The sequence below is a fragment of the Vibrio tapetis subsp. tapetis genome (assembly GCF_900233005.1).
Lineage (GTDB): Bacteria > Pseudomonadota > Gammaproteobacteria > Enterobacterales > Vibrionaceae > Vibrio > Vibrio tapetis.
In genome coordinates this window covers 482,486-508,200 of sequence record NZ_LT960611.1, presented here as the reverse complement: position 1 = coordinate 508,200, position 25,715 = coordinate 482,486, and the positions used below count along the sequence as shown (strand labels likewise).

Sequence of the window (25,715 nt, the reverse complement as noted above, 5' to 3'; positions counted from 1 at the left end):
ATTGCTCATTTTGAAAGATACTTATTAAATGGGTATCCGTCAGAAATGGCGTTAATCAAGGAGCTAGCTGAGTATGGGCATGACTTTTACTGACACAACCGGGCTAGATATAGCGACCGTGCAACTGGTATTTGAACATATAGATACGCCCATCATAGTTTCAAATTTGGCGCGCCAATTCGTTTATATGAACCCAGCGGCAAGAGATTTGTTTGGATACAGTAACAACGATGTTGTGGGAAAAAGCACCATTGTTCTTTATGCCCACGACAGTGATTATGATAAACAAGGACTGCGCCGCTTTAACGCCCACACAAATTATTCAGAATCAACCGACACCGTCGATTACAAAAATTCAGATGGCCACATTTTCAAGGGTCAGTTGTCTGGTGGCGCTATCAAGGATCAAGACGGCAAACCACAATTCTTCGTAGCCATCATCAAAGATGTTTCCAATAGAGTCGCCGCCGAAGTCGCGCTTAACAAACTGCACACCATTACATCCTCACGAGACTTGAACTTTGAACAACGCGTCAAAGCCATTTTGAATTTAGGCTGTGAGCATTTCGGTTTACCTATCGGCATATTCAGTAAGATTGATAACCAAAAATACGTCATTCAATATGCCGTCCACCCTGATGACGCACTGGACAGTGGATTAACGTTTGACCTTGGGGCAACCTACTGTAGCCACGTTTACCAAGCCAATGATGTTCAAGGCTTTAACCATGTTTCACACAGCAGGATCGCCACTCATCCGTGTTTTAGTAATTTTGGGTTAGAAGCCTACTTAGGCGCTCCAATCTTTGTTGATGGAAAGAGGTTTGGCACGCTCAACTTCTCTAGCCCGGAATCTACGCGTTCTTTTACTGGGCAAGATGTTGAGTTAGTGAGAATGTTTGCCGAATGGGTTGGACATGAACTGGCAAGAAACAATGATATTAGCGCCTTAAAACACGCTCATGATCAACTAAAAGTGGTGGCGAATACCGATGCTTTAACTCAACTTGCTAATCGAGGCTGTACGGAGTGCATTCTAAAAAAACAAGTCAGCCTCTCACTCCAATACGAAAAAGATCTGGTGGTGGCGATTTTCGATTTTGATCACTTCAAAGCCATTAACGATAATTTTGGCCACAATGCCGGAGACGCTGCACTTAAATACTTCTCTCGACTTGTTTCTGAGTTTTGCCGGGCAGACGACGTCTATGGGCGCTGGGGCGGCGAAGAATTTCTCGCTATTTATCCTAATACCAACAAAGCCGGGGTCGAAATATTACTCAACCGATTACTGGTCAAGCTCAAAGAAAAAGGCATTGATTTCGAAGGTGAAATGATACCGCTAACGGTAAGTGTCGGAGTCGCTCAACTGATTAAAAATGACAATGCAGGAAGTTTAATCAGCAGGGCCGACAATGCATTGTATCGAGCAAAAGATAAAGGTCGAGATAGAATTGAGTTCAGTTAAGCCAGACGCTTTTAAATCAAATAACTCTTCGTTTATTTAGCGTTCAACTGACAAATAAAAATCAGCACATAGAACCAAACAATTCTATGTGCTGAATATAAGGTTTAGCGCACGTATTACGAATACGCTAAAGCGAAAAGGCTATACGATTAAACGTAGTACGCTTCCACTGTGCCTTTTAAGGTGATCAACATTGGCTGGCCACGGCGATCTAACGCTTTTGGTGATGGGATTTTAACCCAGCCTTCACTGATACAGTATTCTTCAACATCAGAGCGCTCTTTACCATTTAGGCGGATACCGATTTGATGCTCAAAACATTCAGCGACATGATGCGGGCTACGAGGGTTACCTGCTAGGTGATCCGGTAGTGTTGGTTTAGATGTGTCTGTCATGTTCATGCTCTATAGATAATAAAAAGTGCGCCATTGTAGTCAAATTAGCCTTAGGCCTCAAGCGTTGATAGCTCTCAAGTATTGATGTTCTTCAGCTCAGAGTGTCCCGGTTGTCTGCCGTTGTTTTTATATCAACCAGAAGTAACCGCATCACTTTTTGAAAGGCCATAAATCGCATGGTTGATCACTCGGCCATTAAGGTTTTCTCTGTTGGTGATAATGCCTTCTAATTTCATTCCCAAACGTTCACATACCGCTCTGCTCGGGGCATTACCTTCACCAGCGGCAATCTGTACTTTGTCCATACCAAGATCTGAAAAAGCCATATTAATCAGTTTCGATACAGAACGAGTAATAATCCCCTTCCCTTGCTGTTTCTCACTCAGCCAATAACCAATTTCTGCTACTTTCAAATTATGATCGATTGAATTGAAACTAATATTCCCAACCAATTCATCATGGTAGATCATGGCACAAACCATCCCCTTCCCTTCCCTTCCGAATATTCAAGTAAAGACTTACGAATGAAGGCTAGAAAGAAAGCCTCTGAGTTTCCATGAGGGGGCCAAACTAACCATTCTGACAAGTATTCCTGCTGTGCCGTGACGATTTCCAAGTAGTTCTTAGCAAATGATGGCTGGACAAGCGCTAGCTTTAATTCACCATCTACATCCAGTGTAAACATATATTTTCCTTTATTGGTCGCTTGCTGAGTCATTATATAGAGCGTTGAGGTAACAACGTTTTTATGAATTGGATCTTGCTATTTTCTTTTGTGCCATTGTCCTCATAACCGTTAATTTGATAACCACTCGATATAAGCAATTGAAGCATTGCCGGGTATTGATTCATCGACTTAACGCTGATAGACGAGTAACCGGAGTTAAAAGCCCACGATTCTTGATTCTCTCGCAATATGGTCGCAATACCCTGCTTTCTATAACGAGGAACAACCCCACCTAACCAGCTGTAAAACTCGCTGTCAGACAGTGCATAACCAATTTTATAAGCGACGGGGACATCATCGACTTTTGCGATCAAGATCAAGTGGCACGTATTCGTGAGTCTTGATGCTAAATAGTTAAAGGTTGTTCGATCGTCAAACTCAGGGATCTGATGGTTAATCGCGATAACGTGATCTATTGTCCCAGCTTCACAGGTGATGTTCATGCCAAACCCCTTCAAGACCATGATAATTAGAACAATAACACATGTTACACAACCCATTGACTCGCTGTCAAAACGGATTTAAATCACATTGCAACCGCTTCAATTTTGTTCCCATCTAAGTCGCGAACAAATGCAGCATAGTAGGTTTCACCATATTCAGGGCGAAAACCTGGCTTGCCTTCGCACGTGCCACCTTGTTCAATCGCAACTGAATAAAAGTGATCAACGGCTTCTTTGTTTAGAGCATTAAATGCGATATGTGAACCATTTCCCATGGACGCTTGGCCTTCGTTCGGGCTACCGACCCAAAATTCAAACTGTTCACCGTATGCTGCCGTAACACCTTCAATATAGTGGGCTCGTTGAATAGAGAGCGTTGCCAAAACCGCATCGTAGAATCTTACTGCTGTTATTATATTTTTAGTGCCCACAGACACGTGGTTTAAAATCATTAACTTTTCCTTACGAACTATTCGAATAAATAAGGTTGAAATACATTATTAAGCATACGTTACATAGAAGAAATAACCGGTAATGACGCAACTCATTAGAATCACAAACGACCTGATATATTGTTGAGGCAGCTTCATGGAAACAAAAGCTGAATAATAGCCCCCAATCAATGTCCCCACTAATACAACGCTTCCTTCAAACCACGCGATGGAGCCATTTAGAACAAACAGAATGATAGCGATAACAGAAACAGCAGATGAAACGACCAACTTTATTCCATTCATGATGTTAATATTAACGTGGCCACACAACGCCAAATAGCTCAATACAATAATACCTAAACCAGCATTAAAAAAGCCACCATACGTACTCACACCCAATAAAGTAAGAGGTAATATTAAAGGTTTAATTTTAGAGGCGTACTTGTACTTTGCAGTATGTTCTTGTAACCAGGTATTGGCTTTTGAACCAAACATAAATAACACAGACGCGAACAAAAGAAGCCAAGGGATTGCTTGCTGAAATGCCGCTTCAGATGTATTCAATAGCCAAAACGCACCGAATGCGCCACCGATTGAACTAAGCAAAATAGTTAAGGCAATCTCTTTTTTGTGATTACGCAACTGATGCCTGAATGCATACGCGCCACTTAAATAACCGGCACAAGACGCAAATGTATTGGTAGCATTAGCAACAAGCGGAGGAACTCCGACAAATATAAGCGCAGGAAACGTAATAAAGCTGCCACCACCCGCGATAGAATTTAGAATACCACCCGCTAACCCTGCAATAAAAAGTAAAAGAAAATCTTCCATAACTCACTTACTCCAATTTGCCCTCGCTATTTTTCGGCTTGTACCATTGCCATGCTTTTGATTAGCTTACACGCATGAAATAGCACAAACAAGAAATAACTGTTCATTTATACAGCTACATTATTAAAGTGAGACATAGTAACAAACCCAGCAGTTACGTGCATAATTACAACATCTAACGGCTGTATAGCACCTTATTAAACTAAATACCGCCCGTAGACACTTTGTAATAAACGACGCCGAACAAACTCGCAAATACCAGCACGGTTATCGCGACTTTCAACCAAATAAATTTCATCTCAATTGCTCCTTAATTTTACTCACTACCAATTTATTGGCATGTATAGCCGAACATCTTTACCGTTCGCACATATCATTATTGGTTGTATTACTGCGCTTTCCGATCGACTCCTCAATCAAGAAGCAACAGCAAACGGCAAACGGCAAACGGCAAAAAATGGCGGCATACACGTTTAACTTAGCCCTTGTACGTGAAAGCTACTCCCTGTATTTGGCTGCCGTTATAAACTCTCCAAATGTCTCACACCAAACAATAACCGTGTTGTAATCAGCTATTTGAATATTTTGTGGAACTTCAACAACAAAGTTTTCAAAGGTCTTAACATCTCCCACCAGTGCCATATTGAATTTTAACCGATTAAAGTCATCTTCAGTTTCGACAAACTCAGTTGAGAGGTAAAGCTTATAATCAGGGCCAGGTGCTAGGCTACCCATCAATGATATGACGTCAGAACCAAGAGAAACCTGCCCTTCTCCCCAATGAAATGAATCGCTGTCTTTGAGATCTCTTACGAATGTGGCCGAATATTGCGCATGAGATGACAGGTTACTCACTTCCGACTGAGTGGGCGATGTAGGCGCAATCAAAATGGGCAACATATAAATCCCTAGCACAAAGCCAAATACACCGACAGACAAGTGAGTAACCAAAAGTATTGCAATCTTTCTCATTTTAAAAGTACGTCCCTGACTAGTTAGAATTAGGTAATGAAGTGTGAACGTTCGCATTCACTGGAGTTTATTGAAAAGTAATTTCTGTAAAATGTGGGTTCTCAATGAGAACTTCTAGTTTCAAAATCTTTGACAGTTCAATGAGTTGACCATCCTCACCGACATCGACTTTAATGCATTCATTGCGTTGTTCATTTCGTAACGTGTCAAGTGCCACCCCCTCTACAGGTTCACCGGCTTTCATCGTTAATCGAATGGGGTAGCGATATAGGCACACTATTTCTATATAATCGTATTCACTGCAACTTATCATAAGACTCACCTTTGATAATTGAACACTTAATGTAAGCTTGAATAGTACTGATTGCAATTATCTCGAGAGACTGCGTATTTCGGCGATTCCGATCGGGCGTTTCGGTTTAATCCGATCACCTGACCCTGCCGTTTTTCTCTACCTCTAGTTTTACTCTAACTGATCGGATTGCGCCAGTTTTCTCATTGATTCCCCTCCTAGTTCTAATCGGTGGCTGTTATGGATTAATCGGTCTAAAACAGCATCAGCAACCGTGGCGTTACCTATCATGTTGTACCATTCTTTTACAGGAAGTTGGCTTATCATCATCGTGCTGCTGACCTGATATCTGTCTTCAAGTAACTCCAGTAAATGACCTGCATGATCCTGAGTGAGCTTTTCCATTCCCCAGTCATCTAGGACGAGTAAGCCTTTTTTCGATAGTGCCAGTAGCTGTTTTTGATATGTGCCGTCAAGACGGCCTGAACTTAGATCATCCAGTAAGCGACTCAAACGGTAATATCGAACGCTATGTTGCTGCTCGCAAGCCTGAGCCGATAAAGCGCAAGCGATATAGGTTTTTCCTGCTCCTGTAGGGCCAGTGATCAAGATATTTTGATGTTTGTGCAGATAGATTCCTGTCAGAAGTTCACTCATCTGACTCCGCATTAGACCTCGCCCTTCTTTGTAAATAATTTGGCTTGCCTGCGCATCTACTCTGAGCTTGGCTTGTCGCTTGAGCCTTTGGATCTTAGTTTGGTTTCGGTCCATCAACTCACTCTCTAGAAGTAAGCTTAACCTTTCTTCGAACGCTAGCTCTGCGTAAGTGGATAGCTGCTCACGTTGCTGCTCTAAAGCTTGTGCTGCATGACCAAGGCGAAGTGCTTTTAGTTGTTCATTTATCTGGTTCATTACGTACTCCTAGTGGTAAAAGTCAGGGCCACGAACATTGCTGTGCTCTATGTTGGGTGTGGTTTGAGTTTCTGATGAGAGTTGGCCTTCCCGATGGTTTACTAACAAGTTTTTGACGAACTTAAGATAGGGTTTATTGATTAGAAGCGCATCCTTACAGGCTTGCTCTAGACGAACATCACCGTATTTTTTACTCAGGTTCAATAAGCCAAGACAGCTACGATAAGCTTGTTCAGGGTGTGCCTTTTTCATCAATTGAACATTCACCATTTCACGAGTTGCAGCGCCAATATGTTCTCCCCAGCGCAATAATCGTTCAGGAGACCATTTCTGATACCGATGGTTGCTGGGCATGTGTTCGGGGTAAGTGCTTATCCCTCGTTCTTTTGGGCTACATGGATGTTGTGAGACTAGGTTTCCTTGATAATAAATGCGTATCAAGCGGGAAGTGGCTTCAAGTTCAACATGTTGTCCCACTAACTGGTGAGGCACAGAGTAGTAATGTTTTCTGTACTCTATGTGGTAGTCAGGCCCAACTTTCGCCCGCTTAGTTTCGGTATAGATGTAGCGTTGGATTGGAAGTGGTCTCAATGCTGGTTTATCTAACTGCTCGAACAGTGCCTGACGGCTGGCTCCTAGCTGTTTCATTTCCCTTTGGTTCAAATCATTCATTAGCTCACGGATGGCTAGGTTTAACTCTTTGAACGTGTGGAAGGTATTGTGTCGTAGTCGCATCATTATCCAACGCTCAACAATGAGCACTGCATTTTCAGCTTTTGCTTTGTCTTTAGGTTTGTATGGTCGAGCAGGCATGACAGCCGTCTGGTAATGGTTAGATAGTTTCTGGTAACTATCGTTGAGCTGAGGTTCATAGCGGTCATGTTTAGTGACAGCCGAACGCAGGTTATCAGGGACTAACAACCTTGGAACCCCGCCGGAGTGTTCGAAGGCATTGGCATGGGCTTCCAGCCAGTGTTCTAGTTTTTGACTCTCACTTGCTTCCACGTAGGTATAATTGGATGCACCAAGAGTGGCAACAAAAACCTGGGCATGACGGATCTCTCCCGTGTCAGGGTTAACGACTGGGATCGTTGGGCCACAGTAATCAATGAACAGCTTGTCACCTGCGATGTGGGTCTGTCGCATGCTACGCTTCTGCTTCTTTAACCAACGCATGTAATGTTCACAGAACTGAGTATAAGCGTAGGCTCGCTCCTGATATTGCTCGTAATATTCTTCCCACAACAGCAGTTTCGTCATGCCTTTTCTTTTTAGTTCCGTACAACAGTTAGCGAAGTTTGGCATCGCTTTGGCTTTATTCGCTCCTTTTGGGTGATAAAGCGCATTGGTTAACTCTGTATCTGAACAACTATCAGGGAGCGGCCAACCTATTTGGCTTTGATTAAAACGACTGATGATTTCAGATACGGTCGCACAACCAATTTTCAGACAGGAAGCGATATTTCTGTGTGACAATCCGCACTCGAATTTAAGGCGTAAAACCTCTTTGATTTTTGTCATTGGTGTTCTCTTTTTTGGCATCATCACTTCCTAGTTGTATACGACTACTAACAAGGATAGCGACTGGTTGATTTAAAAGAGAAAAAGGGAGGGTTTCGGAGTATCCGATCAGTGATTTCGCTATTCCGATCGCCCATTTCGGAGTTTGGGCTAAAGTGATCGGATTATTGCGGAATGAGCGATCGGTTTAAACCGAAACAGGTGATCGGATAATGCCGAAATAGGTGATCGCAATGCTCCGAAATACGCAGAGACGCAGGCAATGCATGTCGTGATCCTCTGTGGATATATTAGGGTCGCACGACTCTCAACGCAGGCCATTGAGCCAACCAACCTTTTGAGGTTACACGATGGTCAAAAACATCTCGGTGACGCTTCGGATTATGCGTAACTTGTAAATTGAACAAAGATTCAAAGCCAAATGCTGACACACACTCATAATTACCATCAATTAGCTTACGAATGGCAACCGCCGTTTCTTTCTCAGGCCAATAACCCATTGCATCAATCGAGCTAAGATAGGGATTATCACCATTACGTTCATGCATGTTAGCTTGATTTCGTACTTGCCAGTTAACTTGAGGCATCATCTCATGCAGCTTGGCTTCATATTCTAGATACCTATTCGTATCACGCTCGTTAAGATCGAAATAGATCACATCAAGATCATTTAATAAGGTCGGAGATTGTTTTTGATGAAGATGATCCCAAATTAAATTTCGAACAAAACCAGCCGCTAAATAGCATTGGGGCAAATTGAGTTCATATACACACTCAAGAGCTAACACCCGCAATGTATCTTGCTTAATTAATCTTACAATTCTATCCATGTCCTTTACGCCGTACCCATTATTCATTAAATACACTCAATCAAGTAAATGGAAAGACCAAGTTTAGAACGCCCTAACCATTAAAATTGGGGGAAGTTTCAGTGAGAATACTTGTTATACGTGCGGTTTGAACTTCTTTGTCATGCCTTGACAGGATGGAGAAACAAGCTTGTATCCCAACTTTTGGTAAAACGCTGGTTCGTCCGCAATCATTGAAACATACGAACCTTCTAAAGCAACTTGTGATAAATAGTTGTCTATATACTCCATAACATTTCTTCCTAGGCCTTTACCTTGATAAGTTGGATTAACGGCTACATCCACAACCTCAAAGTTACACGCACCATCACCAACGACACGCCCCATTGCAATCAATACACCACTATCTCGCACTGAAATTCCATACAGGCTATTTGGTAATGCAATGGTCGCAGCCTTTAAAGACTTTGGTGATAAGCCTGCTGTCACACGCATTGCACAAAATTCATCCGGGCGTGGGACGTTTTCTTCATATGTAATATTCATGTAAACCACTCCTTTTGACAATCTTTTGGAGCATACACGACACAACTGTATAAATAAACAGTCATCAAGATATTTGGAAGATCGGATGAGGCTGCAGGCGAGGTCTACTCGTTGGGGTCAACTACACGATCAGGTCGTAGTACTTGTTATGTGCGTTATTGTTTTTTCGTCTTATGCCTATATTCAGACAGCGACCAAGTGAGCAAGCCTAAAGTCACCCCAAGAACTAACAACACTACAATAGATAAACCGAAACCAAACTAAAAGAGCCATGGGTTATGAGCGACTTGTTACGCCTGTTCTAAAACGTGCTCTACAAAAGCTGATTTTTTTAGGCGATATTGATCTCGAGACCAGCCAACACAAGACATTTTGAGTTCATTGTATTGTTGAACTAAAGAGGGATTTCTACGGAGTTTATCCCTAAACCGCAAAAAACACTCAAATTCTGAGCCATTAGCAACTATTTGAAACGCGACATCATCACCTGAGGAACTTTCCAACATACAGAGCTCGGCCGTCCTCAACGTATCGGCTTTTTCTTCGAAACCTAAAATTGTAAGAGTCTTCACAGCGTTCTCAAGGTCTTTGCCATTAACCCCTATAAATATATCTAGATCACCTTTAGAAACAGCCTTTGGTATTGACGAAGCGCCTATATGCTCAACCACCGCATATGGCAGTAAAGCCTGTATCTCACCTTGATATTTTCGATACCGTTCTTCGCAAAACACCTGATATTCGTCGGCGCTATAAAACTTCATATTATCTCCCAAAAGGCATTTTATCTCCCAAAAGGCATTTTGACTTCCAAGCCAACAGCATTAAACATCGCCTTTTCGCCTAAGATCTGCATGTACTCACTGGCTCCCATATATTCCCCTTGCTCTCGTCGAATGCCCTCTGGATATTGATGAGCAACTCTTTTTGAGATCATTAGTAATGACTAGTATCCCTACGATTCCAAGCGTAATAACCAGATCTAGAAACAGTTGAGGATTTACACATCAATACGATTGGGAGGTGGGTTTTATACTTCGCTATGAATCCAAATTTCGTCGATTTTCTTCAGCCGCGAATCGTTGCCACTTTTTTTAGCAAATCATCCTCCAGCTTCAGCGGTTCATTTTTACGCTCAAGCTCTGCAATTCGACTAGATTCCGACCTTGACTTAGGTAATGGCTTTTCTTGCGCTTATCTCCCACAATAATCCCTTCACGATACACCTTACGTCACCTCGATAGCATGTAAGGATGGATATCTAATGACTCTGTGGCAGAGATACCAGAGCGAAGTCAAAATTCACTTCAAATATTCGAAATGTTGTAGATTTCTTTTGCCAACGGTTCCTTGTTCATTTTTCCCCGTGCTTGTTACTGAATTATAACGCTTTGCTATATAGCAGCTAACTATATAGCAGCTAAGTACCGCGAAACTCAAGCAAAGCCACGTAATCACCAAACTCACCAAACTCACCAAACTAAAAATGCAATACATTAGCTGTCTGTTTGAGCCATTTATTAGGCTAACTTGAAAGTCGACACTCTCCAGTAAACAATAAGCACCACCAAAAAAATCCAAGGCATTGCGTACCACCAATAGTATGAAGATTGACTTCCTGTAAGGTAAAAATAAGCAATTAAGACAACGCTTAAGACTAACGAGGCACTATATGCAAACCACAAAGCTACACAAATATCATTAGTGAGCTTGGAAACCGTAACACCACGGTCTGCACAACCCAAAAAAAGCAACCAAAAACCAATCGCTCCTCCGACTGTAATGTGAATAAATGAAATAGGAACTAAGACCCAAAGTGACATATGTATTTCCTTGAGAGGCCTAACGCTAGCTTAAATTGCAAGCAATGAAATCGAATTTTCTGCATTGCACCGTAAACACCAAACTGATTTGAACCAAAAATGGCACACGTTGCTATCCAGCTTAACTATTGCACATCGAGTTGAAAGCTTATTGTTCACAAAAATGCAGTACGCTTTTGATTACTCACTGACTTCAACTTTTGAAAGTGGAAATAAATAATAACAACGTACACCAATTAAAATATATAAGGTTAACTGCGTAATACGCGAGCCATTTAACGCCTGCGATAAGGTGCGCCCTACTGAGCTAACAAGGCGCCCGAACTTCATACCCAAAATGCCGAGTGTAACACGTCACCTTGATTGCCTTATTAGCTTTCTCGCATTCAAATCATATTAAACCGAGAAAGCAAAATGATTGAAAGTGAAGCAACCAGCAAAGCACTTGCAAACTCTAGGGCAGTAATTGATGTTAATGAACTTAGCTCTACGATTAAATATGATGTTATTGAATAAGAAAGCCCAGATATGACACTTAGAATATATTTCTCTTTTGATAACCCTCTCTCAACACCAGAGATTCTACTCGCAACAAACGCGCTAACAACTAACACCAGTAGATTATTTGCATATAATGGTTTGATCGAAAAGAAGTCATTTATATAAATTCCGGCAACGATTAGTACGCAGTAAAACAGCAAATAGGAGAAGCTCAACCTCATGGATTACTTCCTCCGTTCCAATTCACGTGCATATTTTTGTGTTTCTTTATAAGAAAACTCATGGATACCTATTAAAGCGATTGATACGATAAGAACGACTACGTTTCCAGTACTTGCACCTTGCTTAACAATACTCCAAGCTGATCCACCAACTCCATATGCTCCTGGATTAGCACCCAGAAGACTTGACCATCGATTAAAATCATTATGGAGCTGTAATACTTCCTTTAGTTCACTAGTAGTTAAAGACCACTCACCCCATTGCGGATTAACTAACACATCAGTACATTTTGTTATTAGTCTACTTTTTAAATGACCAGATGAAAGCCTCGAAATCAATCGCATAACCTGCTGTTTTGACTGATTATCTAAGCTTCGATAAAGTATTGTTCCAGCCATCGACTGTGCAATCAACAGATGATCACCTTGGATATGATGCTTTGGAATATCTAACACAGATGCAAGCTTAAACAGTGCTTCCGTATTAGACTTTGGTAGTTCATATTTTAATTGTTTTACAAAATTAGTCATTTATCATCCTCCATTGTTGTCATTGAATCAGACGATAATATATGACTATTCTATTGACATATTTGAACTTAGAGAAAATGCGACTAATTTCACAAGAGAGCTAACGCTCGCCTCAGTTGTGAGCAACGAAAGCGGACTTCCTGCATTGCACCGTAAACACTAAACCAATTTGAACCAAAAATGCCACGCGTTGCGAATCAACTTGAAGCGATTGTTAGTTACCCGACTCAAAGCGTAGTGCTAACATTTGTACACACACATCTAAAAGGAATATGTCATGGACACTAAAATTCAATTTCGTGTTGATGAAGAGACCAAACGCCTAGCACAGCAGATGGCTGAGAGCCAAGGTCGAACACTTAGCGATGCTTGCCGTGAACTCACTGAGCAACTAGCTGAACAACAAAGAAAAACATTATCGCATGATGCTTGATTAACAGAACAAATAAACCTTGCATTTGAGAACTATGACTCAGGTAAAGCCGTTTTTGTTAGCCACGAAACAGCTAGGCCTCAGATGGAAGAACGTAAAGCAAGAATCCGTAATCGAGGTACTCAATGATTTTGTGGGATGAGGAATCTCTGAACAATCGCGAGAAGATCTTTGAGTTTTTATGGGGGTCAGCGTGATGGAATACGAGGGCGACTACTGATCATTCCAGAGATTTCGATGATCATCTCCTACTGGGTTGAAGGTGACATCATCCGTATCATGCGCGTGCTACATCAAAAGCAAAAATTTCCGACGAGCTAACCTCCGGCATTGGGAAACTAACGCTTTACTCTTGCGAATCCCCTCATAATTAACCATAAAAACAATGAGGTAGACGCGCACCGCCGCCTTTGATCTAATGAATATCGCCAAACACACATTTTGATCAAATGGGCTCACGATGCGCGATATTCAGATTCTACAGCAAACCTTACAAAACCAATGCCCCTCGATTCACAAAAAACGGCTTAATTCTCTGATACTTGCCACAAAGAGCGTGCTTGATGGCTCTGATTTAACCCTGACTAAGCTAGGTCGTAAACTAGAAACGAATACCACGGTAAAACATGCAATTAAGCGTGTTGATAGGCTACTTGGAAATCGCCAACTCCACCGTGAAAAAGACCTTATTTATAAATGGCATGCCCACTTAATAACGGGGGCGAATCCCTGCCCAGTAGTCCTTGTTGATTGGTCTGATGTTCGTGAGCAGCTTCGTTATATGACGTTAAGATCATCCGTTGCTCTGGATGGCCGAGCCATCACAATCTTCGAGCAAGTTTTTGAATATGGCCAATATAACTCACCTAAAAGCCACCAATCATTCCTCGATAAATTGCAGGATATTTTGCCCAATAGAACCTGCCCAATCATCGTTTCTGATGCCGGTTTTCGGAATACCTGGTTCCGACAAGTTCAGGACAAAGGCTGGTTTTGGTTAGGTCGTGTACGAGGCGAAGTCTCAATAAAACAACCGGATAAACCTTGGGTCTCAAACAAAACTTTTTATCCAAATGCCGTACATAAACCAAAGTACCTTGGCCATTGTTTATTAGCCAAAAGAGCGCCGATACCTTGTGAAGCCTATGTTTACAAAGGATTAGAGAAAGGTCGAAAAGCCCAGCGCCACAGTAGAACCAGTCAAAAGCACTCCGCTACTCATCTTTACCAACGCAGCGCAAAAGAGCCGTGGTTACTCGCGACTAACGTCCCTCGACACATCTTAAATGAAGTGCAAATTACTAATCTGTACGCAAAGCGTATGCAAATAGAAGAGTCATTCCGTGACCTAAAAAGTACCGCTTATGGGATCGCACTTCGTCACAATAGAACTCGCAGTACTAACAGGTTAGATATCCTGCTTCTAATAGCTTTGCTCGCTGAAATATTGATGTGGTGGAATGGCCTCATCGCAGTCCAAGCCAAATGGCATTTTGACTTCCAAGCCAACAGCATTAAACATCGCCGTGTCCTATCAATTCCTCGACTCGGAAGAGAAGTGCGGAATCATCGGCGATACAAAATTAACGAGTCTCAATACCAATGGGGTATGTTCGAATATCAAAGGCTGACGCACAACTCAGGACTGGGGCAATTATGAGGGGATCCGTCAGCGCCCGCTTAAGTTGTGAGCAACGAAACCGAACTGTCTGCATTGCACCGTAAACACCAAACCAATTTGAACCAAAAATGCCACGCGTTGCGAATCAACTTGAAGCGCTTGTTATACCGTTTGGTCGAAGCTAGAATGACCAATATAAAGACCACTTAAGAGACCTAAATAATGACCACTAGAATTTTAGCTGATGTTGCTGCAAGTATTACCGAATTAAAAGCAAATCCAATGAAGGTTGCAACTAGTGCTTACGGTGAACCTGTTGCTGTGCTTAACCGAAATGAACCCGCATTCTACTGTGTACCTGCTGAAGCATACGAAATGATGATGGACAGACTCGAAGATCTAGAGCTACTTACTATTGCTAAAGAACGTGAATCTGAAGAGAGCATTTCGGTAAACATTGATGACTTATAAACTCGACTTCAAAAAGAGCGCACTCAAAGAGTGGAAAAAGCTTGGTTCTACATTACAGCAGCAATTTAAAAAAAAGCTAACCGAGCGCCTAGCAAATCCACACGTGCCAGCTTCCAAGCTTTCCGGTGCTGATAACATGTATAAAATTAAACTACGCCAATCAGGTTACCGCTTAGTGTATAAAGTCGAAGACGATGTAATCATTGTAACCGTCTTAGCTGTGGGGAAACGTGAACGTAGCGATGTTTACCGTAAAGCAATGAAACGTATAGATAATTGATTGCGGCATAACGCAGAGCTAAGTAGCGCAAACGATGCACCTACCAAACCCACAAAACTTCAAACCAAAAATGCCATAGGTTACAGCGTCTGCTTGAGTGACTTGTTAGTAACGGGGGTTCCGTTGCACGCTGATCTCTCAGAAATCACCAATCTCTGCTAAACATGACACCCTATCCACACCCGGCCAGCTGCGCTCAGGAGTAACCAAAAACGGATCGTCCATAAAAGCGAAACTACTGTTAGGCACTGACCGCCGAACAAGTGAACTAAACAAAACCTGAATAGCTAGCGGCGGCGTTGCACCAAAGAAACCTACATGATTTCAGCGATTACATCCGCTTTGAAATCCGCGGAATAGCAGCACAAAATGAACCACCACTCATAAAACTTGAGGACTTAAACAGCTGGCTTACTAACAGTCTTTAAACCGCTTCTAGCCCGGTTCACTCCCACGCTACCGCCATCTATCTTTGTTTTAATAGCATATGCACATTAGCACACTTACCTATGTAAAACAGCGTATTATCAGTTAATTACCTGTGCGCTCTATCGCGAAATGCGGCTTCTTTCATTCTAAAGTCAAAATACTGGTTATTCTTACACTACTGTCAATTTAAACACGATAAATGGAGGATGTATGAAGTCACAATTTATGACCTATGTTCGCGAACAAATGCACACCAGTCGCTATGCAAGGAAAACCATCGAAGCCTACACCTTGTGGATGCGTAATTTTATAATCTTTCACAAAATGCAGCACCCGAAAAACTTAAGCGAAAAGCATGTGGAAGCGTTTCTAACTCACCTTGCTAATGAAAAGCTCGTATCGGCTAATACGCAGTCGCTAGCATTAAATGCGTTGAATTTTTTATACAAAGACATCCTTAAAAAGCCACTTGCTTTAAACATGAAATTCCGGCGTTCCAATATAAAGCGCAAGCTTCCTGTCGTATTAACGAAAGCAGAAATTCGGCCTCTCTTACAGCAGATACCGCCAAGATATCAGCTTCAAGCTCAGCTACTTTATGGTTCAGGCCTGAGATTAATGGAGTGCATACGCTTAAGAGTTCACGACATTGACTACCACTATGGAGCAATACGTATCTAGCAAGGGAAAGGAGGAAAGAACCGAACAGTAACATTAGCGAAAGAGCTTTATCCACTCCTTAAGCATCAAGAGTTTACCGTAAGGCAATATTACGAAAAAGATATGCAAACCGCGGGTTATGCGGGAGTTTGGCTTCCCGATGCACTGCATAAGAAATACCCTGAAGCACCAAAGGAAATTGGCTGGCATTACTTGTTTCCGTCTCATCGTTTAAGCGTGGATCCACAATCAGATTTACTACGACGCCAGCATATAGATGAAACCGCGTTACAACGGGCAGTAAAACGCGCAGCGAAAGCCGCAAAGATTGAAAAGAACGTCACTTGCCATACTCTAAGGCACTCTTTTGCTACTCACCTATTAGAAAGTGGAGCCGACATCAGAACCGTCCAAGAGCAACTAGGCCATAGTGATGTTAAAACAACACAAATATATACTCATGTACTAGAACGGGGAGCGAACGGTGTACTTAGCCCATTATCCACACTGTAAAATAATTAGGCCGATGAAAAGCCGTTGATAGGACGAAAAAAAGGAGAGCCTAAGCTCTCCTTCTCATAATCCTTAAACTATCTCTAATTAAAGAGAAGCTTTCGCTTTTTCAACTAGAACTGCGAATGCAGCCTTGTCGAATACTGCGATGTCAGCAAGAATCTTACGATCGATCTCGATAGATGCTTTCTTAAGACCGTTGATGAAACGGCTGTAAGACATACCATTTTGACGAGATGCCGCATTGATACGTGCAATCCAAAGTTGACGGAATTGACGTTTCTTGTTACGACGGTCACGGTAAGCGTATTGACCAGCTTTGGTAACTGCTTGGAAAGCTACGCGGTAAACACGTGAACGTGCTCCGTAGTAACCTTTAGCTTGTTTTAGAACTTTCTTATGACGTGCACGAGCTTGTACACCACGTTTTACGCGAGGCATTATGCTTCTCCTAAACTAAACGATTATAAATAACTAAAAAGAATTAAGCGTATGGCATCATACGAATAACAGCAGCCACTTCACATTTAGGAAGGATTGCGTTAGGACGTAGTTGACGCTTGTTCTTAGTAGTACGCTTAGTCAGGATGTGACGTTTACCAGCGTGCTTGAACTTAATACCACCAGCAGTTTTCTTAAAACGCTTAGCAGCACCTTTGTTGGTTTTCATCTTAGGCATGATGAATAACTCCGCATTGTTGAGTTGATTAAACATATAGTAATTAGGGCGAATGAAACCCTGCCACATTAAGCAGCAAGGTTAAATTACTTGCAGGCCGTTAATTACTTCTTTTTAGGGGCCAACACCATAATCATCTGGCGACCTTCAATTCTCGTTGGGAAAGATTCGACTACTGCAAATTCTTCAGTATCCGCTTTCAAACGATTAAGAACGTCAACACCGATGTTTTGGTGAGCCATTTCACGGCCACGGAAGCGAATTGTTACCTTCACTTTGTTGCCGTCTTCTAGGAAACCAGTCAGGTTGCGTAGTTTTACCTGATAGTCTCCGATATCAGTCCCAGGACGGAATTTTATTTCCTTAATCTGGACCTGCTTTTGCTTCTTTTTCTGCTCTTTCGCAGCTTTGCTCTTCTCGAAGAGGAACTTGCCGTAGTCCATCACGCGACAGACTGGCGGCTCGGCGTTAGGGCTGATCTCTACGAGATCCATACCAGCTTCTAAAGCTGCTTCTAGTGCTTCGTTGATTGGTACTACACCAACTGGTTCACCGTCAGCGCCTGTCAAACGCACTTCACGAATGCCACGAATTTCACCGTTTAAACGGTGCTGGTTTTGTTTGGCCGGTTGTTGGCCACGTCTTCCGCCTTTAATAGGTTATTCCTCCAGATTGAGCTTACGGCTTGAAACTTCGGCTTGGATGTAAGAAATAAAATCATCCACTTTGAATTTACCGAGGTCTTTGCCCTTACGAGTACGTACTGCTATTTCTCCAGCTTCCATTTCTTGGTCGCCACAAACAAGCATATACGGTACACGCTTTAAAGTATGTTCGCGGATTTTAAAGCCAATCTTCTCATTTCTCAAGTCCGCTTTGGCTCTAATTCCACTTTTTTGCAGTTTTTTCGTAATTTCTTGAACATATTCAGCTTGTTTGTCTGTAATTCCCATTACAACAGCTTGCTCTGGAGCTAACCATGTTGGGAAAAAGCCTGCATATTCTTCAATTAGAATACCAATGAATCGCTCAAGTGAACCTAAAATCGCGCGGTGGATCATAACTGGCGTATGACGCTCGTTATCTTCACCTACGTAAGTTGCACCTAAACGCTCTGGTAATGCAAAATCGAGCTGCACTGTACCACATTGCCAAGCTCGGTCCAAACAATCATGCAAAGTAAATTCAATCTTAGGTCCGTAGAACGCACCCTCGCCTTCTTGAATCTCGTAAGCGATGTCCATAGACTTAAGCGCAGTCTCTAGATCCGACTCTGCACGGTCCCACATTTCGTCAGAACCAACACGTTTTTCAGGACGCGTTGAAAGCTTAACAACAATGTTTTCGAAACCGAACGTTTGGTATGTATCGTAAACCATCTCGATGCATGACTTCACTTCTTGCTGTACTTGTTCTTCAGTACAGAATACGTGTGCGTCATCTTGAGTAAAGCCACGTACACGCATAATGCCGTGCAGTGCGCCAGACGGCTCGTTACGGTGACAAGAACCAAACTCAGCCATACGAAGTGGCAAATCACGGTAAGATTTCAAACCTTGGTTAAAGATTTGAACGTGACCTGGGCAGTTCATTGGCTTAATGGCGTACTCACGGTTCTCAGAAGAGGTAGTGAACATCGCTTCTGCGTATTTGTCCCAGTGACCAGAACGTTCCCAAAGAACACGGTCCATCATTAATGGGCCTTTTACTTCTTGGTAATCGTATTCAGTCAGTTTTTGACGAATGAATACTTCTAGGTCACGGAAGATAGACCAACCATTGTGGTGCCAGAACACCATACCCGGCGCTTCTTGCTGCATGTGGAACAAGTCCAAGTGCTTACCAATTTTACGGTGATCACGCTTTGCCGCTTCTTCTAGGCGAGTTAGATGCGCCTTAAGTGCTTTCTTATCATGGAATGCAGTGCCGTAGATGCGTTGAAGCATCTTGTTGTCACTGTTACCACGCCAGTAGGCACCCGCTACGTTTAATAGCGTGAAGTGCTGACAAAAGCCCATGTTCGGAACGTGAGGTCCACGACACATGTCAATGTATTCTTCATGGTGGTATAAACCTGGGCGATCGTCTTTTGAAACGTTCTCGTCCAAGATTTCAATCTTGTAAGTTTCGCCGCGTGCTTCAAAAGCATCACGAGCTTCCTGCCAGCTTACGTTCTTTTTAACAACCTGGTACTTGGTTTTCGCAAGCTCTTTCATACGCTTTTCGATTTTAGCAACATCTTCTTCAGTTAAAGAGTCTTCTAAATCGATATCGTAGTAAAAGCCATTGTCGATGGTAGGACCGATCGCCATTTTCGCTTCAGGGTACAGCTGCTTGATCGCATGACCAAGAAGGTGAGCACAAGAGTGACGAACGATTTCCAAACCGTCTTCATCTTTTACAGTGATGATTTCTAGGCTTGCATCGTTTTCAATTAAATCACAAGCATCTACGCGCACACCATCAACACGGCCAGCAATGGTTGCTTTAGCAAGACCAGGACCGATAGAAAGGGCAACATCTAGAGTAGATACAGGGCTGTCGAATGGACGCTGACTGCCGTCAGGAAGAGTAATTACAGGCATTTTAAATCCTTCACAGTGGTGTTGCATACGTAGCAACACATGTTCATTAGTTGTATTGAAATGGGCCTCAACGACGGTCACTCAGTAATACGAATACCGGACTGTCATCGGGAACGGGCAATTCTACCCTATCTAAGCCTTGGATTGCAAAAACGAATAGATGCTTACTTAACCAATAAATAGTTAATTACATAGAGTTGCTGTACTCCGGGGTAGATTTCGGTGATCACCTGCTTGAGTTGGGCAAGTGTCATATTTTCTTGTTGCGCATGAAACTCAGTCAGGTTGTCAAACAAAATGGGGTTTACTGATTCAATTTTTATTTGGCAAAACTGGCGGCCATCCTCGTAGGTAGCAACATCGACGACACTGCCTGCCAAGTAGTTATTTTCACTCTCATCACGAATGGTGATGACTTTCTTTCCAGCCACAATGTCGGCTTCAAAACGTTCAAAAAATGTTATCTTATTTGCATACTGCATTATTTAACTCTCTACTGTTATTAGTACTCACCCAGCTTCCGCCTTCCGCCTAATTTGACTCGTGTTACTGCCAGTTTTCAAGCGCTAACCGTCATTTGGTTCGTTTTGATCACAGCCTCAACATATTTTCAACGTTTACCGTTGCGCCAACGCGAATTGCATTCCATTATTTGTATAGTCAATACTTTAACAGAGAAGTCCTCGTGTCTGCCCCTATCTATATTCAAATAAAACAACACATCGAACAAAAAATTCTTTCCGGAGAATGGCCTGTTGGGCAGAAAATCCCTACGGAACTTGAGTTAACAGAACAGTTTTCAGTAAGCCGAATGACGGTAAATAAAGCCATCAGAGATCTCGTTACCGACGGAAAAGTAGAACGAACGCCAAGAAGAGGCACTTTCGTTTGTGCTCCGAACGAAAAAGCAGAATCACCCCTGCTTGATATCCGTAACATCGCAGAGGAAGTCCAACAACGCGGGCAACAATACCACAGCGAAATATTGCAACATATCTCGGTCCAAGCTAACGAGCACATTGCTACGCAACTAGGCATCATGCTAGATAGCAGAGTCTTCTACAGCGAAATTACCCACTTTTCAGATGGTGTACCCATTCAATTGGAAATTCGTTGGGTTAATGCTCTGTTCGCACCCAATTACTTACAGCAAGATTTCACAAAACAGACGCCAAACCAATATTTATCAAACAACTGCCCTTTGTCCGCCATCGAGCATACTGTAGAGGCTATTCCAGCTGAACCGAACATAAAAACCATCTTACAACTCAATGACAATGAGCCCTGTTTATTACTCAATAGACGCACATGGAGCGGTAATCAATTGATCAGCGTAGCGAAACTCTACCATCCAGCCTCTCGCTATAAACTCAGTTCTAAAATTCTGCTATAGCTGGCCAATTAATCGGATGAAACTAGAATTCGATCACAACTTAGTAACATCCAACTTGCCTCAATTGTCTAAATAGCCTACTTATTTGTATATACATTTAAATACTCTCAAGTAGGCATTCATGGATTTGGTATTAAGTGGCGCAAATTTAGTAACCATGGAAAATGACGCCCTAGGTTACACCGTCACCAAAAACAGTTGTATTGCAATTCAAAACGGTAAAATAGCCGGCATCAGCACCGATGAAATACAATCGTCAGCGTGGATAAATGCTACCCACCAGCATATTGATTGCAAAGGCAAACTGATTACACCAGGTCTAATTGACTGCCATACCCACCTTGTTTATGCCGGAAATCGAGCAGACGAATTTGAGATGCGCTTAACTGGCGTGCCCTATCAAGAGATAGCCAAACGCGGTGGCGGCATACTTTCTACCGTAAAAGCGACACGCGCAGCAACGCAAGATCAATTAGTAGAACTTGCTCTGCCAAGGCTAGAAGGTTTGATACGCAGCGGCGTGACTCAAGTTGAAATTAAATCTGGCTACGGGCTCACTCTTGAAGACGAGCTAAAAATGTTACGCGCAGCCAAAAACCTGGAGCAGCATCGTCGAATTAAGGTTTCAACCACCCTACTCGCTGCCCACGCATTGCCACCAGAGTACGCAGGAGACGCAGACAGCTACATTGATTTAGTCTGCCAAACCATTATCCCTGCCGCGGCTGAAAACCAACTTGCAGACTCAGTAGACGTTTTTTGCGAAGGCATTGGCTTTAATTTAGTGCAAACACAGCGCGTATTCCAAGCAGCCCAGCAACATGGGCTGAAGATAAAAGGCCACACTGAGCAACTTTCAAACTTAGGTGGCAGCGCTCTTGCGGCCGAATACGGTGCGTTATCCGTCGACCATATTGAATTTCTCGATGAACACGGCGTTAAAGCCATTGCAAAATCAGGGACGGTAGCCACTCTTCTTCCCGGTGCATTCTACTTCCTACGTGAAACTCAAAAGCCACCAATTGAATGGTTGCGCCAGTATAAAGTGCCAATGGCGCTATCTACCGACCTTAATCCTGGTACATCGCCATTTGCCGATCTCAGGCTGATGATGAACATGGCTAGCACCCTATTTGGCCTCACTCCCGAAGAGAATTTGCGCGCAGTCACCACACATGCAGCCCAAGCATTGGGATTTGAAGCATCTATGGGCCAAGTAAAAATCGGATTTGATGCCGATCTCGCTATTTGGAATACCCAACATCCTGCCGATCTAAGCTATCAAGTCGGCACATCACTCTTAAATACCCGCATCCTTAATGGAGAGCTGTGTCATGACTAAATCTAGTAGAACATCTAACCCGAGTTTCCAATGGGAAGGTCGAAACGATTTAGAAGATGGCACCAAAGGGGGGCGAGTTCATCACGTGGTAAAAACGGCGGTGGCTCATAAGAATTCGACCAATCAAGAAGAGACTTCCCATACCAACGTCAGTTTAATCGGATTTTGTTCTGATGCCGGCGTCGCGAGAAACAAAGGCAGAATAGGAGCCGCAAAAGGCCCAGACATCATTCGTCAAATGTTGGCGAACATGGCGTGGCATTCAACCATGGCAATTTATGATGAAGGCAATGTGGTGTGCGATGGTGACGAATTGGAACTCGCACAACAAGCGTTATCCGATCGCGTCGCCAATGCGTTAACCGATACATCCGTGATCGTTTTAGGTGGGGGCCATGAAGTCGCTTATGGCTCTTTCATGGGGCTTGCAAAATACTTACAACACCGACCTATCACCAACCGACTTGACGTCAAGCCTCCTAAAATCGGCATCATTAATTTTGATGCACACTTTGATCTTAGGCTTTACCAAACCACAGACGACTCACTAAAAAGCAGCATAAAGCCTAGCTCTGGCACGCCATTTAAACAAATTGCCGATCATTGCAAGCAGTTGGGCTGGCCGTTCCACTACGCATGCCTTGGCGTAAGCCGAACCAGTAATACCGAGGCGTTATTCGACAGAGCCGATGAACTGGGCGTTGAAGCTGTAGAATTTCTCGATTTTTCACCGATTTCCCATGTTTTTATCGTCATTAATCCTACTGGCAACGGCGTAAATACTGCTCGATGGTAGCGGCCTTTATCATGGTAAGGAAAGATAGAGCGACAGGATGAGAGTTAATTTGGGTTTTTCGCTGATTTTAGAGGTTTTACCCTCTAGATGATGCAATTCCGTAGCTTTTCCATGTTGTGAAGCATGCTGAACATCGCCCATTGGGCGTTCACTTTCTCTTGTCCTCTTAGCGTAAATCGATTCATCTGTTTGTTGACGGTGATGTTGCCAAAAACAGGTTCAACACACCCAAGCCGTTTACTGTATTGCCGCCTTCCTTCTGGGCTATCAATCTTGTCTTTCATGGCTTGCATGTGGTCAAAGTCTTTGGTGTTTTTGTAGATGAAGAAGACTTGTCGACCGACTTGCTTGCCAGGCGGTTTTCTCATGCACAGCGGTTGATGAACGCATTGTCTGCAGTCGTTTAGGTATCCACAAAACTGAGCACCACGCTCTCCACGGATGACGGCGTTCTTGCTGCTCAGCCGCATCATATTTCCTGCAGGGCATCGGCAAGTCATGTCGTCTTGGTTGACTCGAACATAGAAATGGAGTAACAGGTTTTACCTGTTTTCGAGCGTTTCTTTCGTTTTTTCGCTTGCTCGGTCTGATAGGTTTCACTGTTTTGAAACAGCGGATTACGGCTGCGAAATCCAGTGTCTGCTATGTAACAATCATAAGGAGTCTCAGACAGGAACTTGAGGTTGGTTTTACTATGAAATCCGCTGTCTGCGGTGAACTTGGTGGTGCGCTTTGAGCTGTTGGGTAGCTTCTCTAATTGTTCTTTCAAAGCGAGCACTGCAGGCTTTAATGTTTGCTGTTCACCAACGCTTCCCCACACTTGGCTGTGTAAAATAATTTGGTGCTTGTCATCCGTGATGGCGATGCCGTTATAACCTTGAATCGTACCTTTTGAGGTGGTCATTTTAGCGCTGTCATTGTCCGTGATGTTGCTTTTTACGGGTTTTTTACTGCTGCCCAATTTGTCTTTAGTGCTCGCCAGAAATGAACCTATTTTATCGGCGCTGCTATCAAGCTTTTGTTTTTGTCTTAGGTCTTGTTCGATAACTTCATTTGGGAGCGAATCTTGGCTTTGATGACGCTCGATAATTCGCTGGCTCGCCCGCTGTAGTTTTTCTTTTTTACGGCGAAGCTCTTCGTGTGTGCCACTCCATTCCTTACTGGCATTGGATGAAATTTTACAGCCATCAATAGCAAACATGTTACGGCCTATTAGGCCTTGTTCATCGCATATCATGAGAACCTGAGTGAACAGTGGTTCGATGGTGTCCTTCATTTGTGCGATGAAAGCCGCGATAGTGGTGAAGTGTGGTCGCTCGTCGCCCGATAAGCACATGAAAGTGACATTGTTGATGCAGGCTCTTTCTATGCGTCGGCTAGTTAACATGCCGAGGGAATAGGCGTAAAAAATAACCTTAAGCATGATGGAGGGTGGATAAGCCGCCGCCCCGTTTTTGTCGTTGTGGTAGTGCGCATCAAAGGGCGAGAGGTCGAGGTGGTTATCGACAATGTGGGAAATCGCATACTCAATAGTTCCGGGGATGAGTTGTTCATCGATGATGATAGGGACGAACATGTTTTGGTTCGAGTAATCGGTTTTGAAGTTGGGCATAACCGTGTCTTGTGGCGAATAATTTAGATTAGATCACAAGGAGTTAGTGCGTTCAAGTTCATATCGTGATGAAATGGCGGCAGGATCAGAATTGAGACGGGCGAGGAGAAATTCTACAGCCTCGTTTGGTACGTAACAGACGACCAACTAACCGCCCCTAATCTGTCACTCAACCAAACGAAGCTGAATGCCTTCATCGATCAGTGTGATGTTATTTATCTCACCATCGATTTGGATGTGTTTCCAGCCGCTAATGCTCCGGGTGTAAGCGCCCCCGCAGGCCGAGGCGTCAGCTTAGATAACTTCTACCCGCTATTTGAACAAGTACTAACACACAGCAATAAACTCAAACTGGCTGACATCGCTGAATACAACCCAGATTACGACATAGACGGACACACAGCCCGGCTAGCAGCAAGGCTGTGTTGGGAAATAGCAGAAAAGATGGGTAAATAGGCAGAAGAACGGACTT

26 protein-coding genes and 7 pseudogenes are annotated in these 25,715 nt (G+C 43.1%); 11 read left to right on the top strand and 22 right to left on the bottom strand.

From position 1 onward, the window contains the following. The first annotated feature begins 73 nt into the window (after positions 1-73). Positions 74-1,468, top strand: coding sequence for a sensor domain-containing diguanylate cyclase (locus VTAP4600_RS02380; RefSeq protein ID WP_231897852.1), 1,395 nt, complete (start codon positions 74-76; stop codon positions 1,466-1,468). 149 nt (positions 1,469-1,617) lie between these two features. On the opposite strand, the gene VTAP4600_RS02375 is transcribed toward VTAP4600_RS02380, so the two are convergent. The 16 genes and pseudogenes from VTAP4600_RS02375 to VTAP4600_RS02310 form a co-directional block, all read right to left on the bottom strand. Then, a complete protein-coding gene (locus tag VTAP4600_RS02375; protein WP_102521323.1) occupies positions 1,618-1,863 on the bottom strand; it encodes a DUF3297 family protein in 246 nt (81 codons plus the stop codon). 131 nt (positions 1,864-1,994) lie between these two features. Beyond that, positions 1,995-2,548 (bottom strand): annotated as a pseudogene (locus VTAP4600_RS02370) (GNAT family N-acetyltransferase). A gap of 32 nt (positions 2,549-2,580) precedes the next feature. After that, complete coding sequence (locus VTAP4600_RS02365; protein WP_102521322.1) at positions 2,581-3,033, bottom strand: GNAT family N-acetyltransferase; 453 nt, start codon at positions 3,031-3,033, stop codon at positions 2,581-2,583. An 83-nt stretch (positions 3,034-3,116) separates the two neighbouring features. After that, positions 3,117-3,485, bottom strand: a complete 369-nt coding sequence (locus tag VTAP4600_RS02360) for a VOC family protein (protein WP_102521321.1) — start codon at positions 3,483-3,485, stop codon at positions 3,117-3,119. 48 nt (positions 3,486-3,533) lie between these two features. After that, positions 3,534-4,301, bottom strand: a complete 768-nt coding sequence (locus VTAP4600_RS02355; RefSeq protein WP_102521320.1) for a sulfite exporter TauE/SafE family protein — start codon at positions 4,299-4,301, stop codon at positions 3,534-3,536. Positions 4,302-4,799: 498 nt separating this feature from the next. Next, complete coding sequence (locus VTAP4600_RS02350; RefSeq protein ID WP_102521319.1) at positions 4,800-5,273, bottom strand: DM13 domain-containing protein; 474 nt, start codon at positions 5,271-5,273, stop codon at positions 4,800-4,802. Positions 5,274-5,340: 67 nt separating this feature from the next. Beyond that, the gene (locus tag VTAP4600_RS02345) at positions 5,341-5,586 is read right to left on the bottom strand and encodes a Rho-binding antiterminator (RefSeq protein WP_102521318.1); all 246 of its coding nucleotides are present in this window, start codon (positions 5,584-5,586) and stop codon (positions 5,341-5,343) included. A 150-nt stretch (positions 5,587-5,736) separates the two neighbouring features. Then, positions 5,737-6,477, bottom strand: coding sequence for an IS21-like element helper ATPase IstB (gene istB, locus VTAP4600_RS02340; RefSeq protein WP_102521317.1), 741 nt, complete (start codon positions 6,475-6,477; stop codon positions 5,737-5,739). A 9-nt stretch (positions 6,478-6,486) separates the two neighbouring features. Further along, complete coding sequence (gene istA, locus VTAP4600_RS02335; RefSeq protein WP_102521316.1) at positions 6,487-8,019, bottom strand: IS21 family transposase; 1,533 nt, start codon at positions 8,017-8,019, stop codon at positions 6,487-6,489. Positions 8,020-8,288: 269 nt separating this feature from the next. After that, the gene (locus tag VTAP4600_RS02330) at positions 8,289-8,828 is read right to left on the bottom strand and encodes a nucleotidyltransferase family protein (protein WP_102523870.1); all 540 of its coding nucleotides are present in this window, start codon (positions 8,826-8,828) and stop codon (positions 8,289-8,291) included. A 114-nt stretch (positions 8,829-8,942) separates the two neighbouring features. Further along, positions 8,943-9,353, bottom strand: coding sequence for a GNAT family N-acetyltransferase (locus VTAP4600_RS02325; protein WP_102521315.1), 411 nt, complete (start codon positions 9,351-9,353; stop codon positions 8,943-8,945). A 290-nt stretch (positions 9,354-9,643) separates the two neighbouring features. Next, positions 9,644-10,117 carry a GrpB family protein gene (locus VTAP4600_RS02320; RefSeq protein ID WP_102521314.1) on the bottom strand — a complete coding sequence of 158 codons (474 nt, stop codon included), beginning with the start codon at positions 10,115-10,117 and terminating at the stop codon, positions 9,644-9,646. Positions 10,118-10,137: 20 nt separating this feature from the next. Next, positions 10,138-10,290: a hypothetical protein gene (locus VTAP4600_RS26655; RefSeq protein ID WP_172443050.1), complete on the bottom strand. Its 153-nt coding sequence runs from the start codon at positions 10,288-10,290 to the stop codon at positions 10,138-10,140. A 16-nt stretch (positions 10,291-10,306) separates the two neighbouring features. Further along, positions 10,307-10,633 (bottom strand): annotated as a pseudogene (locus VTAP4600_RS26135) (IS3-like element ISVisp1 family transposase); the annotation flags it as partial. A gap of 240 nt (positions 10,634-10,873) precedes the next feature. Then, positions 10,874-11,176: a hypothetical protein gene (locus VTAP4600_RS02315; RefSeq protein WP_102521313.1), complete on the bottom strand. Its 303-nt coding sequence runs from the start codon at positions 11,174-11,176 to the stop codon at positions 10,874-10,876. 725 nt (positions 11,177-11,901) lie between these two features. Continuing rightward, positions 11,902-12,429 (bottom strand): hypothetical protein, encoded by a 528-nt coding sequence (locus tag VTAP4600_RS02310; RefSeq protein WP_231897851.1) that lies wholly within the window; start codon positions 12,427-12,429, stop codon positions 11,902-11,904. A 277-nt stretch (positions 12,430-12,706) separates the two neighbouring features. On the opposite strand from VTAP4600_RS02310, the pseudogene VTAP4600_RS26130 reads away from it, so the two are divergent. The 6 genes and pseudogenes from VTAP4600_RS26130 (at position 12,707) to VTAP4600_RS02280 (ending at position 16,836) form a co-directional block, all read left to right on the top strand. Further along, positions 12,707-12,991 (top strand): annotated as a pseudogene (locus VTAP4600_RS26130) (damage-inducible protein J). Next, positions 12,988-13,183 (top strand): annotated as a pseudogene (locus VTAP4600_RS02300) (type II toxin-antitoxin system RelE/ParE family toxin). Before VTAP4600_RS26130 ends, VTAP4600_RS02300 begins: the two co-directional pseudogenes overlap by 4 nt. Positions 13,184-13,322: 139 nt before the next feature. Then, positions 13,323-14,522, top strand: a complete 1,200-nt coding sequence (locus tag VTAP4600_RS02295) for an IS4 family transposase (RefSeq protein WP_102521312.1) — start codon at positions 13,323-13,325, stop codon at positions 14,520-14,522. 183 nt (positions 14,523-14,705) lie between these two features. Further along, the gene (locus tag VTAP4600_RS02290) at positions 14,706-14,954 is read left to right on the top strand and encodes a type II toxin-antitoxin system Phd/YefM family antitoxin (RefSeq protein ID WP_004730320.1); all 249 of its coding nucleotides are present in this window, start codon (positions 14,706-14,708) and stop codon (positions 14,952-14,954) included. Continuing rightward, the gene (locus VTAP4600_RS02285) at positions 14,944-15,234 is read left to right on the top strand and encodes a type II toxin-antitoxin system RelE family toxin (protein WP_102521311.1); all 291 of its coding nucleotides are present in this window, start codon (positions 14,944-14,946) and stop codon (positions 15,232-15,234) included. Before VTAP4600_RS02290 ends, VTAP4600_RS02285 begins: the two co-directional genes overlap by 11 nt. Before the next feature lie 639 nt (positions 15,235-15,873). After that, a pseudogene (locus VTAP4600_RS02280) lies at positions 15,874-16,836 on the top strand (integron integrase). A gap of 87 nt (positions 16,837-16,923) precedes the next feature. Here the strand turns inward: VTAP4600_RS02280 and rplT are convergent. The 5 genes from rplT to yqfB all read right to left on the bottom strand — a co-directional run bounded on the left by rplT (position 16,924) and on the right by yqfB (position 20,582). Beyond that, the gene (gene rplT / locus VTAP4600_RS02275) at positions 16,924-17,277 is read right to left on the bottom strand and encodes a 50S ribosomal protein L20 (RefSeq protein ID WP_102521310.1); all 354 of its coding nucleotides are present in this window, start codon (positions 17,275-17,277) and stop codon (positions 16,924-16,926) included. Positions 17,278-17,320: 43 nt separating this feature from the next. Further along, positions 17,321-17,515: a 50S ribosomal protein L35 gene (gene rpmI, locus VTAP4600_RS02270; RefSeq protein ID WP_102523868.1), complete on the bottom strand. Its 195-nt coding sequence runs from the start codon at positions 17,513-17,515 to the stop codon at positions 17,321-17,323. A 104-nt stretch (positions 17,516-17,619) separates the two neighbouring features. Next, on the bottom strand, positions 17,620-18,090 hold the full coding sequence (infC, locus tag VTAP4600_RS02265) for a translation initiation factor IF-3 (RefSeq protein WP_462889670.1): 471 nt from the start codon (positions 18,088-18,090) through the stop codon (positions 17,620-17,622). A gap of 84 nt (positions 18,091-18,174) precedes the next feature. Then, positions 18,175-20,100, bottom strand: coding sequence for a threonine--tRNA ligase (gene thrS, locus VTAP4600_RS02260; protein ID WP_102521308.1), 1,926 nt, complete (start codon positions 20,098-20,100; stop codon positions 18,175-18,177). A 164-nt stretch (positions 20,101-20,264) separates the two neighbouring features. Then, a complete protein-coding gene (gene yqfB, locus VTAP4600_RS02255; protein ID WP_102521307.1) occupies positions 20,265-20,582 on the bottom strand; it encodes a N(4)-acetylcytidine aminohydrolase in 318 nt (105 codons plus the stop codon). Between the two features lie 203 nt (positions 20,583-20,785). Here yqfB and hutC point away from each other — a divergent pair, with 203 nt between their 5' ends. The 3 genes from hutC to VTAP4600_RS02240 all read left to right on the top strand — a co-directional run bounded on the left by hutC (position 20,786) and on the right by VTAP4600_RS02240 (position 23,631). Then, a complete protein-coding gene (hutC, locus tag VTAP4600_RS02250; protein WP_102521306.1) occupies positions 20,786-21,493 on the top strand; it encodes a histidine utilization transcriptional repressor HutC in 708 nt (235 codons plus the stop codon). Positions 21,494-21,614: 121 nt separating this feature from the next. Further along, positions 21,615-22,835 (top strand): imidazolonepropionase, encoded by a 1,221-nt coding sequence (gene hutI, locus VTAP4600_RS02245; protein ID WP_102521305.1) that lies wholly within the window; start codon positions 21,615-21,617, stop codon positions 22,833-22,835. Beyond that, positions 22,828-23,631: a formimidoylglutamase gene (locus tag VTAP4600_RS02240; RefSeq protein WP_102521304.1), complete on the top strand. Its 804-nt coding sequence runs from the start codon at positions 22,828-22,830 to the stop codon at positions 23,629-23,631. Before hutI ends, VTAP4600_RS02240 begins: the two co-directional genes overlap by 8 nt. A gap of 83 nt (positions 23,632-23,714) precedes the next feature. Here VTAP4600_RS02240 and VTAP4600_RS02235 read toward each other — a convergent pair. Next, positions 23,715-25,243 (bottom strand): annotated as a pseudogene (locus VTAP4600_RS02235) (transposase). A 123-nt stretch (positions 25,244-25,366) separates the two neighbouring features. Here VTAP4600_RS02235 and VTAP4600_RS02230 point away from each other — a divergent pair. Then, positions 25,367-25,699, top strand: a pseudogene (locus tag VTAP4600_RS02230) (arginase family protein); the annotation flags it as partial. Positions 25,700-25,715 lie beyond the last annotated feature (16 nt).

What these genes read in the sequence shown, in the direction of transcription:
- VTAP4600_RS02380 (WP_231897852.1), top strand. Translation starts at nt 74, where the DNA reads ATGGGCATGACTTTTACTGACACAACCGGGCTAGATATAGCGACCGTG.
- VTAP4600_RS02375 (WP_102521323.1), bottom strand. Translation starts at nt 1,863, where the DNA reads ATGACAGACACATCTAAACCAACACTACCGGATCACCTAGCAGGTAAC.
- VTAP4600_RS02365 (WP_102521322.1), bottom strand. Translation starts at nt 3,033, where the DNA reads ATGAACATCACCTGTGAAGCTGGGACAATAGATCACGTTATCGCGATT.
- VTAP4600_RS02360 (WP_102521321.1), bottom strand. Translation starts at nt 3,485, where the DNA reads ATGATTTTAAACCACGTGTCTGTGGGCACTAAAAATATAATAACAGCA.
- VTAP4600_RS02355 (WP_102521320.1), bottom strand. Translation starts at nt 4,301, where the DNA reads ATGGAAGATTTTCTTTTACTTTTTATTGCAGGGTTAGCGGGTGGTATT.
- VTAP4600_RS02350 (WP_102521319.1), bottom strand. Translation starts at nt 5,273, where the DNA reads ATGAGAAAGATTGCAATACTTTTGGTTACTCACTTGTCTGTCGGTGTA.
- VTAP4600_RS02345 (WP_102521318.1), bottom strand. Translation starts at nt 5,586, where the DNA reads ATGATAAGTTGCAGTGAATACGATTATATAGAAATAGTGTGCCTATAT.
- istB (WP_102521317.1), bottom strand. Translation starts at nt 6,477, where the DNA reads ATGAACCAGATAAATGAACAACTAAAAGCACTTCGCCTTGGTCATGCA.
- istA (WP_102521316.1), bottom strand. Translation starts at nt 8,019, where the DNA reads ATGCCAAAAAAGAGAACACCAATGACAAAAATCAAAGAGGTTTTACGC.
- VTAP4600_RS02330 (WP_102523870.1), bottom strand. Translation starts at nt 8,828, where the DNA reads ATGGATAGAATTGTAAGATTAATTAAGCAAGATACATTGCGGGTGTTA.
- VTAP4600_RS02325 (WP_102521315.1), bottom strand. Translation starts at nt 9,353, where the DNA reads ATGAATATTACATATGAAGAAAACGTCCCACGCCCGGATGAATTTTGT.
- VTAP4600_RS02320 (WP_102521314.1), bottom strand. Translation starts at nt 10,117, where the DNA reads ATGAAGTTTTATAGCGCCGACGAATATCAGGTGTTTTGCGAAGAACGG.
- VTAP4600_RS26655 (WP_172443050.1), bottom strand. Translation starts at nt 10,290, where the DNA reads ATGATCTCAAAAAGAGTTGCTCATCAATATCCAGAGGGCATTCGACGA.
- VTAP4600_RS02315 (WP_102521313.1), bottom strand. Translation starts at nt 11,176, where the DNA reads ATGTCACTTTGGGTCTTAGTTCCTATTTCATTTATTCACATTACAGTC.
- VTAP4600_RS02310 (WP_231897851.1), bottom strand. Translation starts at nt 12,429, where the DNA reads ATGACTAATTTTGTAAAACAATTAAAATATGAACTACCAAAGTCTAAT.
- VTAP4600_RS02295 (WP_102521312.1), top strand. Translation starts at nt 13,323, where the DNA reads ATGCGCGATATTCAGATTCTACAGCAAACCTTACAAAACCAATGCCCC.
- VTAP4600_RS02290 (WP_004730320.1), top strand. Translation starts at nt 14,706, where the DNA reads ATGACCACTAGAATTTTAGCTGATGTTGCTGCAAGTATTACCGAATTA.
- VTAP4600_RS02285 (WP_102521311.1), top strand. Translation starts at nt 14,944, where the DNA reads ATGACTTATAAACTCGACTTCAAAAAGAGCGCACTCAAAGAGTGGAAA.
- rplT (WP_102521310.1), bottom strand. Translation starts at nt 17,277, where the DNA reads ATGCCTCGCGTAAAACGTGGTGTACAAGCTCGTGCACGTCATAAGAAA.
- rpmI (WP_102523868.1), bottom strand. Translation starts at nt 17,515, where the DNA reads ATGCCTAAGATGAAAACCAACAAAGGTGCTGCTAAGCGTTTTAAGAAA.
- thrS (WP_102521308.1), bottom strand. Translation starts at nt 20,100, where the DNA reads ATGCCTGTAATTACTCTTCCTGACGGCAGTCAGCGTCCATTCGACAGC.
- yqfB (WP_102521307.1), bottom strand. Translation starts at nt 20,582, where the DNA reads ATGCAGTATGCAAATAAGATAACATTTTTTGAACGTTTTGAAGCCGAC.
- hutI (WP_102521305.1), top strand. Translation starts at nt 21,615, where the DNA reads ATGGATTTGGTATTAAGTGGCGCAAATTTAGTAACCATGGAAAATGAC.
- VTAP4600_RS02240 (WP_102521304.1), top strand. Translation starts at nt 22,828, where the DNA reads ATGACTAAATCTAGTAGAACATCTAACCCGAGTTTCCAATGGGAAGGT.